The sequence below is a fragment of the Ruegeria sp. BHSC276 genome (assembly GCF_059612945.1).
In genome coordinates, this window is sequence record NZ_JBXWRP010000003.1 from 467757 (window position 1) to 486017 (window position 18261).

Genomic DNA, 18261 nt, shown 5'->3' on the forward strand with positions numbered 1-18261 from the left:
GGATGATTGGGCGCAGGACTCAGCGCAATTCCGAGCAAGACGTGGAGGTCAGGCCAAAAGGGTTTGACGACTATGAGGTTCGCCTGGGCGATGTCATGCGCGGCGAGCGTGCCACCAAGGGCAAGTCTCTGCTGGATGTCCAACGTGAACTGCGGATCAAGGCCAACTACATCGCCGCCATCGAAAACGCCGACCCTGATGCGTTCGACACACCCGGCTTTATCGCCGGGTATGTGCGTTCCTACGCCCGGTATCTGGGCATGGACCCGGATGAAACCTTTGAAACCTTCTGCAAGGAAAGCGGGTTTTCGGTGGCGCATGGCATGTCGGCCCAAGCCTCGGTGGTCAAGAAAGGCGGCGGCGACTTGCCGGCGCGTGGACCAATGGGGCGCGACCCGTTCATTTCGCCGAACACGCCTTATCTTCCGGGCCGTGAATCCGTCTTCAGCCAGATTGAACCCCGGGCAATCGGCTCTTCGCTGGTCCTGCTGGCACTGATCGGCGGCATCGGCTATGGCGGCTGGTCGGTTCTCAACAAGATCCAGCAGGTGCAGGTCGCCCCGGTCGAACAAGCGCCGGTGGTGTTGGCCGATCTCGATCCGCTGGCGGCGATCCGGTCCGACACCGACGATGATATCGACGGCTTGCAGGCCCCCAGTGCAGAGGCGTTGGATCGTCTGTATCGGCCGCAGGCGCTGGACGTGCCGGTGCTGGTGGCGCGCGATGCGCCGATCTCGACGCTCGATCCGCGCACCGTAGGCACCTTCCGCCCGCCGGAACTGCCCGAGGTGGCTATGGCCGAAGTGCACACGGTCGAGCGCACACCGCTGCCGCAAGTGGTCGAACAGGTGGACACTGCGCTCAAGATCGTTGCGGTAGAACCTGCCTGGATGCGGGTCACCGCAGCCGATGGCAGCGTGATCTTCGAGGGAACGCTTGGCACGGTCGAAAACGGCAACGTCTTCGAGGTGCCGCTGACAGAAGAGCCCCCGCAACTGCGCGCAGGGGCATCGGGCAGCGTGTATTTCTCGATGAACGGCCAGCATTACGGCCCGGTCGGTAAGCCCGGAACCGTGTCCAAGGGCGTGATCCTGTCCAAGGACGCGGTTGCCGAAAACTACGCCGTTGCCGATCTCACGTCCGAGGCCAACAGTGCGCTGCGGCGTCTGGTGGCCGAGCTTCAGACCCAAGCGACCGAAGCCCCGGCAGAGTGATCTTGCCATTGCGGCGGGCTTGCCCCCGGACTATCTAAAGGCCAGACCTCAGACTGACGCGGATCCGTTTTCATGTCTCTGAACCACGTGCGCCCCTGGCGCGACATCTATCGCCGCAAATCCCGCCAGATCATGGTCGGCAACGTTCCGGTGGGCGGCGACGCGCCGATCGCCGTGCAAACCATGACCAACACGCTGACGACCGATGTCGCCGCGACCGTGGCGCAGGTACAGGCGGCGGCCGAGGCTGGAGCGGATATCGTGCGCGTATCGGTCCCGGACGAGGCGTCGTCGAAGGCGTTAAAGGAGATCGTGCGCGAAAGCCCGGTGCCGATCGTGGCGGATATCCATTTCCACTATCGGCGCGGCATCGAGGCCGCCGAGGCCGGCGCCGCGTGCCTGCGCATCAACCCGGGCAATATCGGTGATGAAAAGCGGGTGAAAGAGGTCATCAAGGCCGCGCGCGACCACAATTGCTCGATCCGTATCGGCGTGAACGCGGGCAGTCTGGAAAAGCACCTGCTGGAGAAATATGGCGAGCCGTGCCCCGAGGCGATGGTGGAAAGCGGGCTCGAACATATCCGCATCCTGCACGACAATGATTTCCACGAATTCAAGATCAGCGTGAAGGCCAGCGACGTTTTCCTGTCGGCTGCTGCCTATCAGGGCATCGCCGAGGCCACCGACGCCCCGATCCATCTGGGCATCACCGAGGCCGGGGGGCTGGTCAGCGGCACGATCAAATCGGCCATCGGGCTGGGCAACCTGCTGTGGATGGGGATCGGCGACACGATCCGCGTCAGCCTGTCCGCCGATCCGGTCGAAGAGGTGAAGGTCGGTTTCGAGATCCTAAAATCTCTTGGCCTGCGCCATCGGGGCGTGAACATCATCTCATGCCCGTCCTGCGCGCGGCAGGGGTTCGACGTGATCAAGACGGTCGAGACGCTGGAAAAGAGGCTGGAACACATCAAGACGCCCATGAGCCTGTCGATCATCGGCTGCGTCGTGAACGGCCCCGGCGAGGCGCTGATGACCGATGTCGGCTTTACCGGCGGGGGCGCGGGTTCGGGCATGGTCTATCTGGCGGGCAAGGCCAGCCACAAGATGTCGAACGAACAGATGATCGACCACATCGTCGAGCAGGTGGAAAAGAAGGCGGCCGAGCTGGACGCCGCGGCCGAGGCGGCTGAATAGAAACAGAAAAAAGCCGCAGCACCTGGCTGCGGCTTTTCTCTGTCGTGTCGTATCTGGTCTCGACCTCTTGGCCGACTATCCCTGTTCGGCGCGCACGGCGTCGGCGATCTGCTGCATCTGATCGGCCTTCAGATAACCGCGCAACATTTCCGTACCCAGCACGAAGCTGGGCGTGCCAGAAATCTTGAGCCGTTGCGCCAGTTCGCGGGTCTGGGCGATTTCATCTGTCACCGCGTCGCTATCCATTGCAGCCAAGATCGCATCGCTGTCCAGGCCCAGCCCGTCGGAGATGCGGCGCAGGGCTACTTCGGTCACGTCTCCGCCGAATTCCATCAGCGCGTCATGCACCTGCTTGTAGGCGTCGTCGCCTGCGACTTGCTTGGTCGCGATAGCAAAACGTGACGACAACACCGAAGCCTCGCCAAGGATCGGGAACTCTTTGATGATAAAGCGGATGTTTCCATCCTGTGCCAGCAGGGCGTCGACCTCGGGCACCGCTTGGCGGCAATAGCCGCAGCGATAGTCCATGAACTCGACCAGAGTGATGTCGCCGTCTGGATTGCCACCCACCCAGCTGTAGCCGTCATTGAACAGCGCCTCGGCATTGGCTGCGACCAGGTCCTTGTCGGCTGCGGCTTCGGCTGCGGCGTTGCGCTGCTCCAGAATGTTGACCGCTTCGATGATGACCTCGGGGTTTTCCAGCAGATATTCGCGCACGGCCGCGCCGAACTCGGCCTTTTCGTCGGGACTCATCGCGCTCAGGTCCAGCGCCTGCGCGGGGCCGGATATCAGGGTAAGCCCCAGAAGGGCAGGTGCTGCGTGTCTGAGGATCATTTCCGTTTCCTTTTCGATTTCTCAGCTCGTTCTGCGGCAATCAGCACATCCTGTGCCCGTTGCCAACCCGGTGAGCCTTCGGGCAATTGCCCGACGGCGCGTCTTGCGTGGATGCCCGCATCGGCCAGGCGGCCTTGCAGGGCATAGCGTTCGGCGGTGACGGTCGCGGCCATGCCGGGCTGTCCCAGCTTGGCATAGGCCACCCCCAGATCCTGCATCAGCCGCAGGTTTCGATAGTCGCGGGCGCGTGCCTTTTCAAGCACTTGCAGGGCTTCCTTCGTACGCCCTTCGGCCAGCAACCCGCGCCCGTACCCGGCCATGATCAGAGCATCGCGCGGCGCCAGTTCCATGGCCTTGGCATAGGCGTTGACCGCTTGCGCAAACCGGCGGTTTTCCAGCAGGATCTGACCTTTCAACTCGTAATAGTACGGATCCTCGGGCCGGATCGCCAAGGCCCCGTCGATGGACGACAGGGCCGCACCCAGATTGCGGTTCTGGTGATGGGCGGCGGCTTCGCGCATCAGGCGGATGTCCCGTGCGCTTTCTTCTTTGGCGCGGCGCAGGGTCCAGCTGGGCGAGCGCAGGAAGGCCGACAGTTTGCCCTTCACCCGCGCGAACCAGTAGTCGGCGTTCGGGTCGGGTTTGGCGCGGTCGCCGAATTCATCCAGAAAGGCCTCGGCGGCGCGCAGACGCTCGCGGCTGGTGGGGTGCGACCGCATGTAGGGGTCCTGATTGGCCTCGCTCAGCAATTCCTGGCCGGCGAATTTCCGGTGCAGGGCGACCATGCCGCTGGGCGAGATCTCGGCCCAACGCAGGTATCCGGCCGCGCTGCGGTCGGCCGAGGCCTCTTCGGCGCGGGTGTGGCCCAGAAAGCTGCGCAGCGCCGAGGCGGATGTTCCGGCGGCGATCCCGGCTGCGGCCTCGCCGCCCCCTGCAGCCGCGGCGATCATGGCCAGCGCGGTTCCGAACCCGGCGGCCCGCTTGGCGGCGCGCAGGTTTTCGGCCCGCCGGGCCAGATGCCCGTTGGCGATATGGGCGGCCTCGTGCGCGATGACGGACTGCAGCATCTCGGGGCTGTCGACGCTGAGGATCAGCCCGTGGTTCACGTAGATCGTGTTGTAGTCGATCACGAAGGCGTTGAACGTATCGTCCTTGACCACCAGAACGCGCACGCGGTTGGTGTTCAGCCCCGCCGCGCGCAGGATCGGAAAGGCCAGTTCGCGCAGCCCGTGTTCGATATCTGGGTCGCGGATCAGGCTTTGCGCGTGGCTTTGCGCGGCGGCCGCGATCCACAGCGCCACCGCCAGCAGAAATGCCGGGATTGACGCCAGCCGGGATCCGCGTTCAAAAGCCATGGTCGCAACATGGGAGATGGGCATGCGAAACTCAACCCGGTCGGGCGTTGATCCCTTCATCGTGATGGACGTGATGGAGGCCGCGCGCCGCGCTGAAGAGGCCGGGCGCCACATCATCCACATGGAAGTCGGCCAGCCCGGAACCGGCGCGCCTCAAGGCGCGTTGGAGGCGCTGGCCCGCGCGATGCGGCACGGCCCGCTGGGCTATACCGTCGCGCTGGGTCTGCCGGCGCTGCGGCAACGCATCGCACGGATGTATGGCGAATGGTACGACGTAGACCTGAACCCCGAGCGGGTGGTGATCACCCCGGGATCCTCAGGCGGATTCCTGCTGGCCTTCACCGCGCTGTTCGACAGCGGCGACCGGGTGGGGATCGGCGCGCCGGGTTATCCGTCCTATCGTCAGATCTTGCGGGCGCTGGGGCTGGTGCCGGTCGATCTGCCGACTGCGCAGGAAAACCGCCTGCAACCCGTGCCACAGGATTTTGCCGGGCTCGACCTGCAGGGGCTGATGGTGGCCTCGCCCGCAAACCCGACCGGAACCATGCTGGACCACGCCGCCATGGGCGCGCTGATCGAGGCCGCGCTGGGGCAGGGTGCTTCGTTCATCAGTGACGAAATTTATCACGGGCTGGAATACGAGGCCAAGGCGGTCACTGCTCTGGAATTGACCGACGAGTGTTATGTCATCAACTCGTTTTCCAAGTATTTCTCGATGACCGGCTGGCGCGTCGGCTGGATGGTGGTGCCCGAGGATCAGGTGCGCGTGGTCGAACGCATCGCCCAGAACATGTTCATCTGTGCGCCCCATGCCAGCCAGGTCGCCGCGCTGGCCGCGATGGATTGCGAGGACGAACTGCAGGGCAACCTAGCCGTCTATCGCCGCAACCGCGACCTGATGCTGAAGGGCCTGCCCGAGGCCGGGTTCACCAACATCGCGCCTCCGGACGGGGCGTTCTATGTCTATGCCGATGTCTCGGACCTGACCCAGGACAGCCGCGCTTTTGCCGCCGAGATCCTGGAGAAGGCCGGCGTCGCCGTGACGCCGGGGTTGGATTTCGACCCGGTGCGCGGCCATACGACCCTGCGCTTTTCCTACGCCCGGTCGACCGAGGACATCGAGCAGGGCCTGGAACGGCTCCGCAGCTTCATGGTGGATCGCCGGGCCGCGCAGAAGTCGGCCTGAGGCGTTCACAAACCGGCCGTGCTGCGATAGGCTGCTGCCAAACGATCTCGGGAAAACTTGAGGCCATGAGCAGGATCCTTTTCGCACTCGCCCTGATCTGGGCGCTGACCGGCGCGGCATGGGCGCAGGACTTCAATGCTTTGGCGCGTGTCCTGCCTGAGGATAGCCGGATCATCGACGATGACGGCGCGGGCGTGCAGGTCCAGCTGGGGCTGAGCCAGGGCGTGCCATATCGCATCTTCACCCTTCAAGACCCGTACCGGATGGTGATCGACTTCAAGGAAGTCGACTGGAGCGGGTTGAACCGCGAGGCCTTCCTGCAGACCCGGCGCATCAGCGCGGTTCGGTTCGGGGCCTATGTGCCCGGCTGGTCGCGTCTGGTGCTGGAACTGGGGGCGCCGCTGGCGGTGGACCGGGCCGCGATGCGTGTCGATCCGGCCTCGGGCGCGGCGGTGTTGACCCTGAACCTGAAAGGCACCGATTTCGAAAGCTTCGCCGCAAGCGCGGGCGCGCCGCACACGCCCGGATGGGATCTGCCGCCCCCGGCCGATCTGCCGGCGCTGCGCGGCGCGGATGACCGACGGGCGCTGCGGGTGATGCTTGACCCGGGCCATGGCGGCATCGACCCCGGCGCCGAGGCGGGCGGAACCAACGAAAAGACCTTGATGCTGACCTTCGCCCGCGAACTGCGCGAGGAACTGCTGCGCGCGGGCGTGTTCGAAGTGGTCCTGACGCGGGCTGACGATTATTTCGTCTCGCTGGAACGGCGGATCGCGCTGGCGCATCGCGCCGCAGCCGATGTCTTCATCTCGCTGCATGCCGACGCGCTGTCCGAGGGGCAGGCCCACGGCGCCACGATCTATGTCCTGTCCAACGAGGCCTCGGACGTGGCCAGCCGCAAACTGGCCGAGCGGCACGACCGCGACGACCTGATCGCCGGCGTTGATCTGAGCGGCTCGGACGACCAGATCGCCGACGTTCTGCTGGACATGGCCCGGCAAGAGACCCAGCCCCGGACCGAGGCGCTGGCGCAGACGCTGGCCAACGGCATGGCGCAACAGGGCGGGCCGATGAACCGCCGCCCCGTCCGCCGGGCCTCGTTTTCGGTACTCAAGGCCGCCGACATCCCGTCGGTTCTGGTCGAACTTGGGTTCTTGTCCAGCCCCAGAGATCTGAAAAACCTGAAAAATCCCGAATGGCGATCCACCATGGCGCGCGGCATCCGTCAGGGGCTTCAGGTTTGGCGGCAGCAAGATCTGGCCCGCCGCGACCTGATTGGGCAGTGACCCTGCGGCGCAAAACGGCTAGTATCGGCGCGGGTGCTTTGACCCTTGTGTGCAGCGGCACTATATAGGCGGCACCGCGAACAAAAGGCAGCAACGTGATCCGGTTCATTCTTTCGATTTTCGGGGCGATCTTCAGCCTCGTGACGCTTGGTATCTTCATGGCGGCGCTGGTGATCGGCGCGGTGTTCTGGATGTACGGCCGTGACCTGCCCAGCCACGAGTCGTTGGCCCAGTACAAGCCGCCCACCATCAGCCGCATCTATTCGGGCGAAGGCCACCTGATTGACGAATTCGCCCAGGAGCGCCGCCTGTTTACCCCGTCCGAGGAAATCCCCGACCTGGTCAAGCAGGCCTTCATCTCGGCCGAGGACAAGAATTTCTACACCCACCAAGGCTATGACCCGCGCGGCATCATCGCCGCCGCGGTCGAGGCGGTGAAGTCCAAGGGCGAAAACGTTCGCGGGGCCTCGACCATCACCCAGCAGGTGATGAAGAACTTCCTTCTGTCGGGCGACCGCCGGGCCGAGCGCAAGATCAAGGAAATCATCCTTGCCACCCGCCTGGAAGAGACGCTGGACAAGGAACAGATCCTCGAGCTTTATCTCAACGAGATCTTCCTGGGCCAGAACTCCTACGGCGTGACCGCTGCCGCGCAGACCTATTTCAACAAGACCTTGCAGGAACTGGCCCCGCACGAGGCGGCGACGCTGGCGGCGATGCCCAAGGCGCCGTCGGACTATCACCCGGTCCGGCAGAAGGATCGCCTGCTGGCGCGGCGCAACTATGTGCTGCGCGAAATGTACCAGAACGGGTACATCGACAAGGCGACCTATGAGACCGAAGTGGCGCAACCGCTGCGCTCGGTCCAGAACGGCGATTTCGAAAGCTTCCGCACCGCGCTGCCGCCGCGCGACTATTTCACCGACGAGATCCGCCGTCAGCTGAGCGAGGATTTCGGCGAGGGCGAATTTTTTACCGGCGGTTTCACCGTCCGCGCCTCGGTGGACGAAGAGATGCAGGTCGAAGCCGCACGAGCCCTGCGCGAGGCCTTGCAGAAATACGACCGGTCGCGCGGGAAATGGCGCGGAACCGGCCTGACCATCCCCGAGGAAATATTGGCCGACGAGGCACAATGGCGCGCAGAGCTGGCCAAACTGGAGGTTCCGCGCGACGTGGTGCTGCCCACGCCGTGGTATCCGGCGGTGGTGCTGGACGTTGCCGACCAGCAACTGACCGTGGGGGTCGAAAACGGTCCGGCCGACGGCATCATCCCGCGCAGCGACATCAAGTGGATGCAGGGCGATTTCCGCGCCAATTTCAAGCGCGGCGACGTGATCCTTGTGATAGCCGCCGAAGACGGCCAGTGGTCGGCCCGCCAGATCCCGGAGGTTCAGGGCGGATTTGTCGCGATGGACGTGAACTCGGGCCGCGTTCTGGCGATACAGGGCGGGTTCTCGTACCAGGACTCGGTGTTCAACCGCGCCACCCAGGCGCTGCGCCAGCCCGGTTCGGCCTTCAAGCCCTTCGTCTATGCCGCCGCGCTCGACAGCGGCTACAGCCCGGCGACCATCGTGGTGGATGCGCCCATCGAGGTGAATACGCCGCAGGGTCTGTGGACCCCCAAGAACTCGACCAACAAGTTCTATGGCCCCACGCCGCTGCGCACCGGGATCGAGCAGTCGCGGAACCTGATGACCATCCGCTTGGCACAGGAGGTTTCGATGCCCGTGGTCGCAGGTTATGCGGAACGGTTTGGCGTATACGACAACATGGGCCCCTACCTTGCCAACGCGCTGGGGGCCGAGGAGACGACGCTCTACAAGATGGTTGCGGCCTATGCGATGTTCGCCAACGGTGGCGAGCGGGTCAAACCCACCCTGGTCGACCGGATCCAGGACCGGTTTGGCAAGACGATCTATCGGCATGATGATCGTCAATGCCTCGATTGCAATTCCAGCTGGCTGGAACCCGATGCGGCCCCCACCATCGTCGACGACCGCGAGCAGGTGATGGACCCGATCACCGCCTATCAGCTGACCTCGATGATGAAGGGCGTGGTGGATCGCGGTACCGCGTCGCGTGTGGTCAACCTGCCGGTTCCGACGGCTGGCAAGACCGGTACGACCAACGAATCCAAGGACGCCTGGTTCATCGGCTTCACCTCGAATATCGTGGCCGGCTGCTATATCGGCTATGACCGTCCGCGCCCGATGGGGCGGGGGGCCTATGGCGGCACGCTGTGCGGGCCGGTCTTCCAGAGCTTCATGGAGAAGGCAGTCGCGAAATACGGCGGCGGCCCGTTCGAAGTGCCCCCGGGCGGCCATTTCATCAAGATCGACCGGTTCAGCGGCGCGCGGCTGCCGGAAGATGCGACCGGCGATTACGTCGTAGCCGAATATTTCCGCGATGGTGTCGATGGTTTCATCGACCGCGTGTACGACGGCGGTTTCGCGATGGGGTCCGACCTGCCTCTGTTCGAGGAGGTCACGAGCGGAGGCCGTCAGGTTCGGACATCGACCGGCGAAACGGTCATCGTGGGACCCAAAGCCAGCCAAGGCGATCTGCAGGGCGGTGGACTTTACTGATCCGCCACCGAGCCGGGGAAAGCTATGCAAACCCGCGCGGGTCATCTTGTGGTGGCCTGAACCTCTTGCTATCACGCAGGCCTGATTGAGCAAGTTGGGACCTGACCATGCGCGCCGAAATCCAGAACATCGTGGCCGAGATCCAAAAATCGCTGGAGCTGCTGGCCCAGCGTATGGACTATGAAACCGCGCCGCACCGGCTGGAGGAGTTCAACGCCCGCGTCGAAGACCCCAACCTGTGGGACAACCCCGAAAACGCGCAGAAGCTGATGCGCGAACGGCAGGTTCTAGTCGATGCGATCGAGACCTACGAGTCGATCAAGACCGATTTGAACGACAATGTCGAACTGATCGAACTGGGTGAGATGGAAGAGGACGAAGAAGTCGTCAAGGATGCCGAAGAGGCCCTGAAAAAGCTGCGCGACAAAGCGGCCGAAAAAGAGCTCGAGGCGCTGCTGGACGGCGAGGCCGACGCCAACGACACCTTCCTGGAAATCAACGCGGGCGCCGGGGGCACCGAAAGCTGCGATTGGGCCTCGATGCTGGCGCGGATGTATGTCCGCTGGGCCGAGAAGAAGGGCTATAAGGTCGAGCTGCAGTCAGAAACCCCGGGCGAAGAGGCGGGGATCAAGTCGGCGGCCTACAAGATCTCGGGCCACAACGCCTATGGCTGGCTGAAATCCGAAAGCGGCGTGCACCGGCTGGTGCGGATTTCGCCCTATGACTCGGCGGCCAAGCGGCACACATCGTTCAGCTCGGTCTGGGTCTATCCGGTGGTGGACGACAATATCGAGATCGAAGTGAACCCGGCGGATATCCGCGTCGATACCTACCGGTCCTCGGGGGCGGGCGGTCAGCACGTCAACACGACCGACTCGGCGGTTCGGATCACCCACATCCCGACCGGCATCGTGGTGACAAGTTCGGAAAAATCGCAGCACCAGAACCGCGACATCGCCATGAAGGCGCTTAAATCGCGCCTCTACCAGATGGAACTGGACCGTCGAAACGCCGAGATCAACGCCGCGCACGAGGCCAAGGGCGACGCGGGCTGGGGCAACCAGATCCGGTCCTACGTTCTGCAGCCCTATCAGATGGTCAAGGACCTGCGCACGGGTTACGAGACCTCGGACACCAAGGGTGTTCTGGACGGTGATCTGGATGGGTTCATGGCGGCCACGCTGGCGATGAACGTATCGGGCAAAAGCCGGGCCGAGGCGCAGTCGGACGCCTGATTGCGCACGGGGCGGGTGGCACACCGACAAAAGATACATACAAAACACCGGGTTTAAATGCGATCCGTCCATCGCTAGGCTGAGTTCGATCATAGCCTGGACGTAACCCCATGACCCCAATCGAAACTTCGGCCGTCGAACTGCTGAGCAAGCTGCGCGCGGGGCAGGTTTCGGCCGTCGAAGTGATGCGCGCGACGCTGGACCGGATCGCGCAGGTCAACGACCGGGTCAACGCCATCGTGGCACTGCAGGATGAAGATGCACTGATGGCGCAGGCGCAGGCGGCCGACGGCCATGCCCGGCATGGCCCGCTGCACGGTCTGCCAATGGCGGTCAAGGATCTGGTGAACGTGGCGGGCATTCCTTCGACCCAGGGTTCGCCCCTGTTTCGCGGCCATGTGCCCGATGCCGACGACCTCATCGCGGCCCGACTGCGCGCGGAAGGCGCGATCCTGATCGGCAAGACCAACACGCCGGAATTCGGTCTGGGGTCGCATACGTTCAACCCGGTCTATGGCGCAACCCGCAACCCCTATGACCTGACGCGCAGTTGCGGCGGGTCTTCGGGCGGGGCGGCGGTCGCCTTGGCCACGGGAATGCTGGCGCTGGCCGATGGGTCCGACATGATGGGCAGCCTGCGTAACCCGGCCGCTTGGAACAATGTCTATGGCTTCCGCCCGACCTGGGGCCGCGTCCCGTCCGAGCCGGTGGGCGATCTGTATCTTCATCAACTTTCGACGCTGGGTCCGATGGCGCGCAGCCCAGAGGATATCGGGCTGCTGCTGGACGTGATGTCGGGCGCGGACCCGCGCCAGCCCCTGTCGCTCGACAGCGATCCGGTCTCGCCCGTGCCGGTCAGAAGCCTTGAGGACATGCGCATCGGCTGGCTGGGTGACTGGGGCGGGGCCTTCCCAACGGAAGACGGCATTCTGCCGCTGTGCGCGCGCGAGTTGACGCTGTTTGCCCAGTTGGGCGCCACGGTCGAGGAGGTACCGCCCCCCTTCGATGCCGAACGGATCTGGGAGTCCTGGATCACGCTGCGCTCGTTCAGCGTGGCGGCCGGGCTGCAACCCCTGGCCGACCGCAAACACGCCCTGAAGGACAGTGCCCTATGGGAGCTCGAGCGCGGGCTGGCCCTGACCGCGATGCAACTGCAGGACGCCAGCGTGACCCGGTCAGACTGGCACCGGCGGGCGGTTGCGCTGTTTTCCGAATATGACGCGCTGGTGCTGCCAGCAGCGCAGGTCTGGCCGTTTCCGGTGGACTGGCCGTATCCGCGCCGCATCGCCGGGGTCGAGATGGACAGCTATCACCGTTGGATGCAGGTGGTGACACCGGTCAGCCTGTTGGGGCTGCCCTGCCTGTCGATTCCGGCCGGATTCGGGCCGAGGGGGCTGCCGATGGGGATGCAGCTGTTCGGTCCGCGGGGCAGCGATGCCCGACTGCTGTCGATCGGGGCCGCCTATCATGCGGTTACGCATTGGCCGCAGAAACGGCCGCCCGAGATTTGAAGGAACTGGGAGGACAGACGGAACATGGACAGGCCATTCGGAGTTCCAAAGTTGAAACCCGCCAGCCGCGAAATGCTGCGCACGGCGCTGCGCCGGGGCTGGCAGGACTATTGCCGCGCGCCGATCTTCGGCCTGCTGTTCGCGGGGTTCTACGTTCTAGTGGGTTGGCTGATGGCATGGATCACGGTGCAGACGGGCACCTCGTACTGGCTGGTGCTGGCCGCGATCGGGTTTCCGCTGTTGGGGCCGTTTGCAGCGGTGGGGCTGTACGAGGTCTCGCACCGGCTGGAACAGGGCGCGCCGCTGGATTTCGGCGCGATCTTCGGCGTGGTGATCCAGCAGAGCCGCCGACAGCTGCCGTCGATTTGCGCCATCATCGTTGTGATCTTCTTGTTCTGGTTCTTTCTGGGCCACATGATCTTCGCCCTGTTCATGGGCCTGTCGACCATGACCAACGTGTCCTCGTCGCTCGAGGTGTTCCTGACTGCGAACGGGTTGACCATGCTTGCCGTCGGAACCGTGGTCGGAGCGCTTTTCGCGATCCTGCTCTACATGATCTCGGTGCTGTCGATTCCGATGCTGCTGGATCGTGAACTGGATTTCGTGACGGCGATGATTTCCAGCTATGCCTATGTCGCAGTGAACAAGCGTGTGATGCTCGGGTGGGGCGCGTTCATCGCCGTCACCACCTTCATCGCCATGATCCCGTGGTTTTTGGGCCTGCTGATCGTGCTGCCGCTGTTCGGCCATGCCAGCTGGCACCTGTACCGGCAGATCACGGGGGATAGTGACGGCGAAGAAACCGCCCAGACCTGATCGGTGCGGTCACTGCTGCGGAACCTCGCGCCCCATGTCGATCAGCCGCTGGCGCAGCCGGGCGGCGGCTGGCAGACCGGCCTCGAGCGCATGCACATAGGCGTGGGTCAGGAAGAACGCTGCTGCATCCGCATCGCTCTGCGCGTCTGCGGCCTGTTCATACAGGGCCGCCAAGGCCCGGATGTCGCCGGCCGCATGTGCGTTCAGCAGACGGTCGTCCAGTGCGCTCATTCGGCGGCGGGCCTATCGTGGCGCGCGATCAGCCGCTGTGCGACCCAGTCATGGAACAGATGCGTCGGCCCATCCATCGCCGGTGAGAAATGCCCTCCGTCGAAACCGGGGGCCGCGCGACCGCGCTGCATGCCTTCGACCACGAACACGTCTTCTTCGAACACCAGTTTCCACTGCTCGGTGTTGCGCGCGCGCAGGTCGGCATCTGTGTCCGGCGACGCATAGAACAGATGGATATGTTCCGATGTACGGTCCTGCGCCTCGGGGCGCAGGATGATGGCAAAGGCGTGGTCGCGATGCACGCCCAACAACACGTTGGGAAAGGCGGCGATGTATTCGGCGGCCGTGTCCCACTTGGCGCTCAGCCCCGGAAAATCGGGGAAGGTGCGGCCGTCCTCGCCGGTCAGCTGGCGATAGACAAGGGTACCCTGGCCGGAAAACAGGCCGGGCTCCTGGATGTGATAGTGGTCTTCCAGCCGGGAATAGCTGTTCAACCCGGGATGCACCCAGGGCAGGTGATAGCTTTCGCAGTAATTCTCGACCGCCAGCTTCCAGTTGCAGTTCACGTCCAGCCGGAAGGCGCTGTCGGGGCCGCCATGGTACAGCGGCTGGTCGAACTCGGCCCATCGTTCGATCAGCTTGGCGTTGGCATCCTCGAAGGCCGGAGCGGTTCCCGAGACGTTGATCCAGACCACCTCGCGCCAGATTTGGCTGCGCACCTCGATCAGGCCCAGTTCGGACCGGTTCACCGCGTCATGCGCGTTCTGGCCCGGCCCGCCCACATGCGGGGTCGCCACCAGGCGACCCTCGGTCGAATAGCACCAGCTGTGATAGGGGCAGCGGATCGCGCCTTCGATCTTGCGCGGTTCGGCCACCAGGATCATGCCACGGTGGCGGCAGATGTTCTGGAACACCCGTACCTGGCCCGACCGGTCGCGCAGCAGCAGCAGGGGGATGCCGAGAAACTCGATCGGGACCGCGTCGCCCGGTTCGGGCACGTCGGCGGTTACGGCCAGTCCGGACCAGCCGTCCAGCAGCAGGGCCTGGCTCTCCTCGGCGTGCAGCCGGGGGTCGGTATAGTGCGCGTTGGGCAGGCCCAGCGCGGTTTCGATGCTTTGGCGAACGGCAGACAGATCGGTCAGTGTGCTGGCCATGTGGTCCTCCTCGGTTGCCACCCAGCCTAAGCAGTCCCACCGCCGGCCCGCTGTCATGTCCGCGACCCGGGTTTTTCTCACAACGACATGTTGGCGGCCTGCCGGGGTGGTCAGGACCGGGCCAGCCGCGCGACCCCGAGGGCCGCCTTCAGATCTTGCCCCAGGAACCGCAGTTCCAACTTTCGGCAGTCGGAGGCGCTTGCGCCTAGCCTGACGCTGTATCCGGTGCGTACCGACGCGGCCGGAGTGGTTGCGTCCGCAAGAACGTAGAAGCGGGTGCCGATGGCATCGCGATGCGCCATCATGATTTGTGTCGTCGTGCCTGAGCGGACGGCCAAGCCGCGCAGTTCGCGCGAAGCCGGTGTCGCACCCGGCGTGACGGGGTCGAAGGCGCGTACGGTCGCGTGGCTGCCCTGGTTCCGGGCAAACAGCAACAGATGGCAGGTGTGCCGCGGCTCTGCGGGATGGGTTTCGATGACATGATGAAACCCGCTGCACAGCAGGGTTTCCTCCCGTTTTAATTGGCCCGTCGCGAAAAACTTCAGCAGGGACGGAGGCAGCGGCGCCGACTCGGTTTTCGGTATTTCGGAAAGGGGGGTCAGAAGGATGCGGGCATCAATCCCGAAAAAGCGGCAGATCCGGTCCAGCACATCAGGCCGTGGAAAGCTTTCGCCAGACAGATATCGATTGAACTGGGTGCGATTGATGCCCAGACGGCGGCAGACCTCGGACACCGAGGGATAGCCGCTGACCAGCTGCCGGAGGTTCTCGCCAAGCATTGTGCGCAATTCTTCAGGTGTGCGTGCTTTATGGCCCATGCCTTGTCCAGTCATGGCCTATGGCAACGCAACACGACTGTGCCGACACAGCGTCCGCCGTCGGCCTGAACCGGAATATCGCATAATTTTCCCCAAGAGCTTTCCTGTCGGAAAGAACCGACGCTAGGCTAATGCCTTATAGGCCAAAGGCAATAGGCATTTGGCGATTTTGCACAAACTATTTGGGAAAACCGGCCAGATGACACTGACCGGCGACAGTCTCGAGTGGATATGGAGACAAGCGGCCCCCCTTGCGCGGGGGCGACGACCCGTCAGCTGCCGCGCAGCAGGGCGGCCACGCCGGTCCGGGCGATTTCCATCAGTCCAAGCGGGCGCATCAGGTCGGCAAAGGCGTCGATTTTTTCGGGTGTGCCAGTAATCTCGAAGATGAAGGAATTCAAGGTGCTGTCTACCACGTTGGCGCGAAAGATGTCGGCCAGGCGCAGCGCCTCGACGCGCTTTTCGCCTTCGCCCACGACTTTGATGATCGCCAGTTCTCGCTCGACCGAGGGGCCTTCGACGGTCAGGTCATGCACGTCGTGCACAGAAACGATCCGGCCCAGCTGCGCCTTGATCTGCTCGATCACCTGCGGTGTGCCGGTGGTCACGATGGTGATACGGCTGAGGTGGCCGGTGTGGTCGACCTCGGCCACGGTCAGGCTTTCGATGTTGTAGCCACGTCCGGAAAACAGCCCGATCACGCGCGCCAGGACGCCGGGTTCGTTTTCGACCAGAACGGCGATCGTGTGGCGCTCCTGCACGTCCGAAAACGTCGGGCGCAGGTTATAGGCCGAATGGCGGGTAGAGCCTTTTTTAATGTGTAGGGCAGACATTTATGTCCCTTTCTTCAACTTTCGTGCGCCGGAAGGTCCGGCCGGGTGCGATGGGAGCGATCAGACCAGTACCGAGCCCTTGGAGTCGATCACACCCTGTGTTTCGGCCTCACCCAGCAGCATCTCGTTATGCGCCTTGCCCGACGGGATCATGGGGAAGCAGTTCTCGTGCTTTTCGACCAGACAGTCAAAGATCACCGGACCGTCGTAATTGATCATCTCCATGATCGCGTCATCCAGATCGGCCGGGTCCGAGCACATGATTCCCTTGGCCCCGAAGGCTTCGGCCAGCTTGACGAAATCGGGCAGGGCCTCGGACCAGGAATGCGAGTAGCGTTCGCCGTGCAGCAGCTCCTGCCACTGGCGCACCATGCCCAGGCGTTCGTTGTTCAGGATGAACTGTTTCACCGGCAGGCGGTATTGGACGGCGGTGCCCATCTCCTGCATGTTCATCAGCCAGCTGGCCTCGCCCGCGACGTTGATCACCAGCGCGTCGGGGTGCGCCATTTGCACCCCGATCGAGGCCGGGAAGCCATAGCCCATGGTGCCCAGCCCGCCCGAGGTCATCCAGCGGTTTGGATCTTCGAAACCCAAGAACTGCGCGGCCCACATCTGGTGCTGGCCCACTTCTGTACAGACGTAGCGGTCACGGTCCTTGGTCAGTGCCTCAAGTCGCTGCAGCGCGTATTGCGGTTTGATCGACTTTTCGCTGTTCGTGTAGGCAAGGCAGTTCACCTTGCGCCAGTCCGAGATCTGGGCCTGCCACTTGGTGACGGCCGCGGCGTTGGTCTTGCGCCCGCGCGCCTTCCACACTTTCAGCACGTCTTCCAGAACATGCGCCACGTCGCCCACGATTGGGATGTCCACTCGGATCACCTTGTTGATCGAGGACGGGTCGATATCGATATGCGCCTTTTTCGACTTGGGCGAGAACGCGTCGATGCGCCCGGTGATCCGGTCGTCGAACCGGGCGCCGACATTGATCATCAGGTCACAGTCATGCATGGCCATGTTCGCCTCGTACAGGCCGTGCATGCCCAGCATTCCGATCCAGTTCTTGCCCGATGCGGGGTAGGCGCCCAGACCCATCAGGGTCGAGGTGATGGGGAAGCCGGTCGCGTCCACCAGCTCGCGCAGCAGTTGGCTGGCGGCAGGGCCCGAATTGATCACGCCGCCGCCGGTATAGAACACGGGCTTCTTGGCGGTTTCGATGGCAGCGACCAGTTCGGTGATCGCGTCCAGATCGCCCTTGACCGCCGGCTGATAATGCGAGGTCGAGGGTTTCGGCGCGGTATAGGTGCCGGTCGCGAACTGCACGTCCTTGGGAATGTCGATCAGCACCGGGCCGGGGCGGCCGGCAGTGGCGACGTGAAACGCCTCGTGCAGGGTTGCGGCCAGCGAATTGGTGTCCTTGACCAGCCAGTTGTGCTTGGTGCAGGGGCGGGTGATGCCCACCGTGTCGGCCTCCTGGAACGCGTCCGAGCCGATCATGAAGGTCGGCACCTGGCCGGTCAGAACCACGATCGGGATCGAATCCATCAGCGCATCGGTCAGGCCGGTCACCGCGTTGGTCGCGCCGGGGCCCGAGGTCACCAGCGCGACGCCGGGCTTCCCGGTCGACCGGGCATAGCCTTCGGCGGCATGGACCGCGCCCTGTTCATGCCGCACCAGGATGTGACGGATGTCGTTCTGCAGAAAGATCTCGTCATAGATCGGCAGGACGGCGCCGCCGGGATACCCGAATACCGTGTCCACGCCCTGATCCTTGAGGGCCTGGACCACCATCTTTGCGCCGGTCATCTCACGTGTCATCTGCTTTGCTCCGTTCGCGACATGTGTCTTGCGTTTGACATAAAAAAGCCCCCGAAGTTTCGGAGGCGCATGGGTTCGATTATGGTGTACCGTTACCGGCCCATGCGCGTGGTTCCTACGATTACGACTAGCGTTTTCATCGCCAGAGGCTCCTTTTTGCGTGCAGGGACATTATGGGTGGGGGGACGGGGCGTCAA

The 18261-nt window shown here is 63.8% G+C and carries 15 protein-coding genes; 8 read left to right on the plus strand and 7 right to left on the minus strand.

What is annotated here, in order from left to right; translation table 11 throughout:
- Positions 1-2 precede the first annotated feature (2 nt).
- Positions 3-1214: a helix-turn-helix domain-containing protein gene (locus AC2FMD_RS05995; protein ID WP_496681175.1), complete on the plus strand. Its 1212-nt coding sequence runs from the start codon at positions 3-5 to the stop codon at positions 1212-1214.
- 72 nt (positions 1215-1286) lie between these two features.
- Positions 1287-2408: a flavodoxin-dependent (E)-4-hydroxy-3-methylbut-2-enyl-diphosphate synthase gene (gene ispG, locus AC2FMD_RS06000; RefSeq protein WP_496794791.1), complete on the plus strand. Its 1122-nt coding sequence runs from the start codon at positions 1287-1289 to the stop codon at positions 2406-2408.
- 75 nt (positions 2409-2483) lie between these two features.
- Here ispG and AC2FMD_RS06005 read toward each other — a convergent pair whose 3' ends face one another.
- Together AC2FMD_RS06005 and AC2FMD_RS06010 are read right to left on the minus strand one after the other, a co-directional pair.
- Positions 2484-3242 (minus strand): DsbA family protein, encoded by a 759-nt coding sequence (locus tag AC2FMD_RS06005; protein WP_496794792.1) that lies wholly within the window; start codon positions 3240-3242, stop codon positions 2484-2486.
- Positions 3239-4621 (minus strand): M48 family metalloprotease, encoded by a 1383-nt coding sequence (locus tag AC2FMD_RS06010; protein ID WP_496794793.1) that lies wholly within the window; start codon positions 4619-4621, stop codon positions 3239-3241. The genes AC2FMD_RS06005 and AC2FMD_RS06010 overlap by 4 nt, the downstream gene beginning before the upstream one ends.
- On the opposite strand from AC2FMD_RS06010, the gene AC2FMD_RS06015 reads away from it, so the two are divergent.
- From AC2FMD_RS06015 to AC2FMD_RS06040, 6 genes are all read left to right on the plus strand, one after another.
- A complete protein-coding gene (locus tag AC2FMD_RS06015; RefSeq protein ID WP_496794794.1) occupies positions 4620-5783 on the plus strand; it encodes a pyridoxal phosphate-dependent aminotransferase in 1164 nt (387 codons plus the stop codon). The two genes, AC2FMD_RS06010 and AC2FMD_RS06015, sit on opposite strands and share 2 nt — an antisense overlap.
- Positions 5784-5848: 65 nt before the next feature.
- On the plus strand, positions 5849-7069 hold the full coding sequence (locus AC2FMD_RS06020; RefSeq protein WP_496794795.1) for an N-acetylmuramoyl-L-alanine amidase: 1221 nt from the start codon (positions 5849-5851) through the stop codon (positions 7067-7069).
- 95 nt (positions 7070-7164) lie between these two features.
- On the plus strand, positions 7165-9654 hold the full coding sequence (locus AC2FMD_RS06025) for a penicillin-binding protein 1A (RefSeq protein ID WP_496794796.1): 2490 nt from the start codon (positions 7165-7167) through the stop codon (positions 9652-9654).
- Between the two features lie 107 nt (positions 9655-9761).
- Positions 9762-10889, plus strand: coding sequence for a peptide chain release factor 2 (gene prfB, locus AC2FMD_RS06030; protein ID WP_496794797.1), 1128 nt, complete (start codon positions 9762-9764; stop codon positions 10887-10889).
- A gap of 110 nt (positions 10890-10999) precedes the next feature.
- Positions 11000-12400 (plus strand): amidase, encoded by a 1401-nt coding sequence (locus AC2FMD_RS06035; RefSeq protein WP_496794798.1) that lies wholly within the window; start codon positions 11000-11002, stop codon positions 12398-12400.
- 24 nt (positions 12401-12424) lie between these two features.
- On the plus strand, positions 12425-13216 hold the full coding sequence (locus tag AC2FMD_RS06040) for a DUF2189 domain-containing protein (RefSeq protein ID WP_496794799.1): 792 nt from the start codon (positions 12425-12427) through the stop codon (positions 13214-13216).
- 9 nt (positions 13217-13225) lie between these two features.
- Here AC2FMD_RS06040 and AC2FMD_RS06045 read toward each other — a convergent pair whose 3' ends face one another.
- The 5 genes from AC2FMD_RS06045 to AC2FMD_RS06065 form a co-directional block, all read right to left on the minus strand.
- Positions 13226-13447 (minus strand): hypothetical protein, encoded by a 222-nt coding sequence (locus AC2FMD_RS06045; protein ID WP_496794800.1) that lies wholly within the window; start codon positions 13445-13447, stop codon positions 13226-13228.
- Entirely contained in the window at positions 13444-14601 is a 1158-nt protein-coding gene (locus AC2FMD_RS06050) for an aromatic ring-hydroxylating oxygenase subunit alpha (protein ID WP_496740749.1), read from the minus strand. The genes AC2FMD_RS06045 and AC2FMD_RS06050 overlap by 4 nt, the downstream gene beginning before the upstream one ends.
- 110 nt (positions 14602-14711) lie before the next feature.
- A complete protein-coding gene (locus AC2FMD_RS06055) occupies positions 14712-15419 on the minus strand; it encodes a helix-turn-helix domain-containing protein (protein ID WP_496794801.1) in 708 nt (235 codons plus the stop codon).
- A gap of 272 nt (positions 15420-15691) precedes the next feature.
- Complete coding sequence (gene ilvN / locus AC2FMD_RS06060) at positions 15692-16252, minus strand: acetolactate synthase small subunit (RefSeq protein ID WP_496684483.1); 561 nt, start codon at positions 16250-16252, stop codon at positions 15692-15694.
- A 60-nt stretch (positions 16253-16312) separates the two neighbouring features.
- On the minus strand, positions 16313-18064 hold the full coding sequence (locus tag AC2FMD_RS06065) for an acetolactate synthase 3 large subunit (RefSeq protein ID WP_496740745.1): 1752 nt from the start codon (positions 18062-18064) through the stop codon (positions 16313-16315).
- Positions 18065-18261 lie beyond the last annotated feature (197 nt).

Excerpts from the sequence above, each read along its gene's own strand:
- AC2FMD_RS05995 (WP_496681175.1), top strand. The coding sequence starts at position 3 with ATGATTGGGCGCAGGACTCAGCGCAATTCCGAGCAAGACGTGGAGGTC.
- ispG (WP_496794791.1), top strand. The coding sequence starts at position 1,287 with ATGTCTCTGAACCACGTGCGCCCCTGGCGCGACATCTATCGCCGCAAA.
- AC2FMD_RS06005 (WP_496794792.1), bottom strand. The coding sequence starts at position 3,242 with ATGATCCTCAGACACGCAGCACCTGCCCTTCTGGGGCTTACCCTGATA.
- AC2FMD_RS06015 (WP_496794794.1), top strand. The coding sequence starts at position 4,620 with ATGCGAAACTCAACCCGGTCGGGCGTTGATCCCTTCATCGTGATGGAC.
- AC2FMD_RS06010 (WP_496794793.1), bottom strand. The coding sequence starts at position 4,621 with ATGCCCATCTCCCATGTTGCGACCATGGCTTTTGAACGCGGATCCCGG.
- AC2FMD_RS06020 (WP_496794795.1), top strand. The coding sequence starts at position 5,849 with ATGAGCAGGATCCTTTTCGCACTCGCCCTGATCTGGGCGCTGACCGGC.
- prfB (WP_496794797.1), top strand. The coding sequence starts at position 9,762 with ATGCGCGCCGAAATCCAGAACATCGTGGCCGAGATCCAAAAATCGCTG.
- AC2FMD_RS06035 (WP_496794798.1), top strand. The coding sequence starts at position 11,000 with ATGACCCCAATCGAAACTTCGGCCGTCGAACTGCTGAGCAAGCTGCGC.
- AC2FMD_RS06040 (WP_496794799.1), top strand. The coding sequence starts at position 12,425 with ATGGACAGGCCATTCGGAGTTCCAAAGTTGAAACCCGCCAGCCGCGAA.
- AC2FMD_RS06045 (WP_496794800.1), bottom strand. The coding sequence starts at position 13,447 with ATGAGCGCACTGGACGACCGTCTGCTGAACGCACATGCGGCCGGCGAC.
- AC2FMD_RS06050 (WP_496740749.1), bottom strand. The coding sequence starts at position 14,601 with ATGGCCAGCACACTGACCGATCTGTCTGCCGTTCGCCAAAGCATCGAA.
- AC2FMD_RS06055 (WP_496794801.1), bottom strand. The coding sequence starts at position 15,419 with ATGGGCCATAAAGCACGCACACCTGAAGAATTGCGCACAATGCTTGGC.
- ilvN (WP_496684483.1), bottom strand. The coding sequence starts at position 16,252 with ATGTCTGCCCTACACATTAAAAAAGGCTCTACCCGCCATTCGGCCTAT.
- AC2FMD_RS06065 (WP_496740745.1), bottom strand. The coding sequence starts at position 18,064 with ATGACACGTGAGATGACCGGCGCAAAGATGGTGGTCCAGGCCCTCAAG.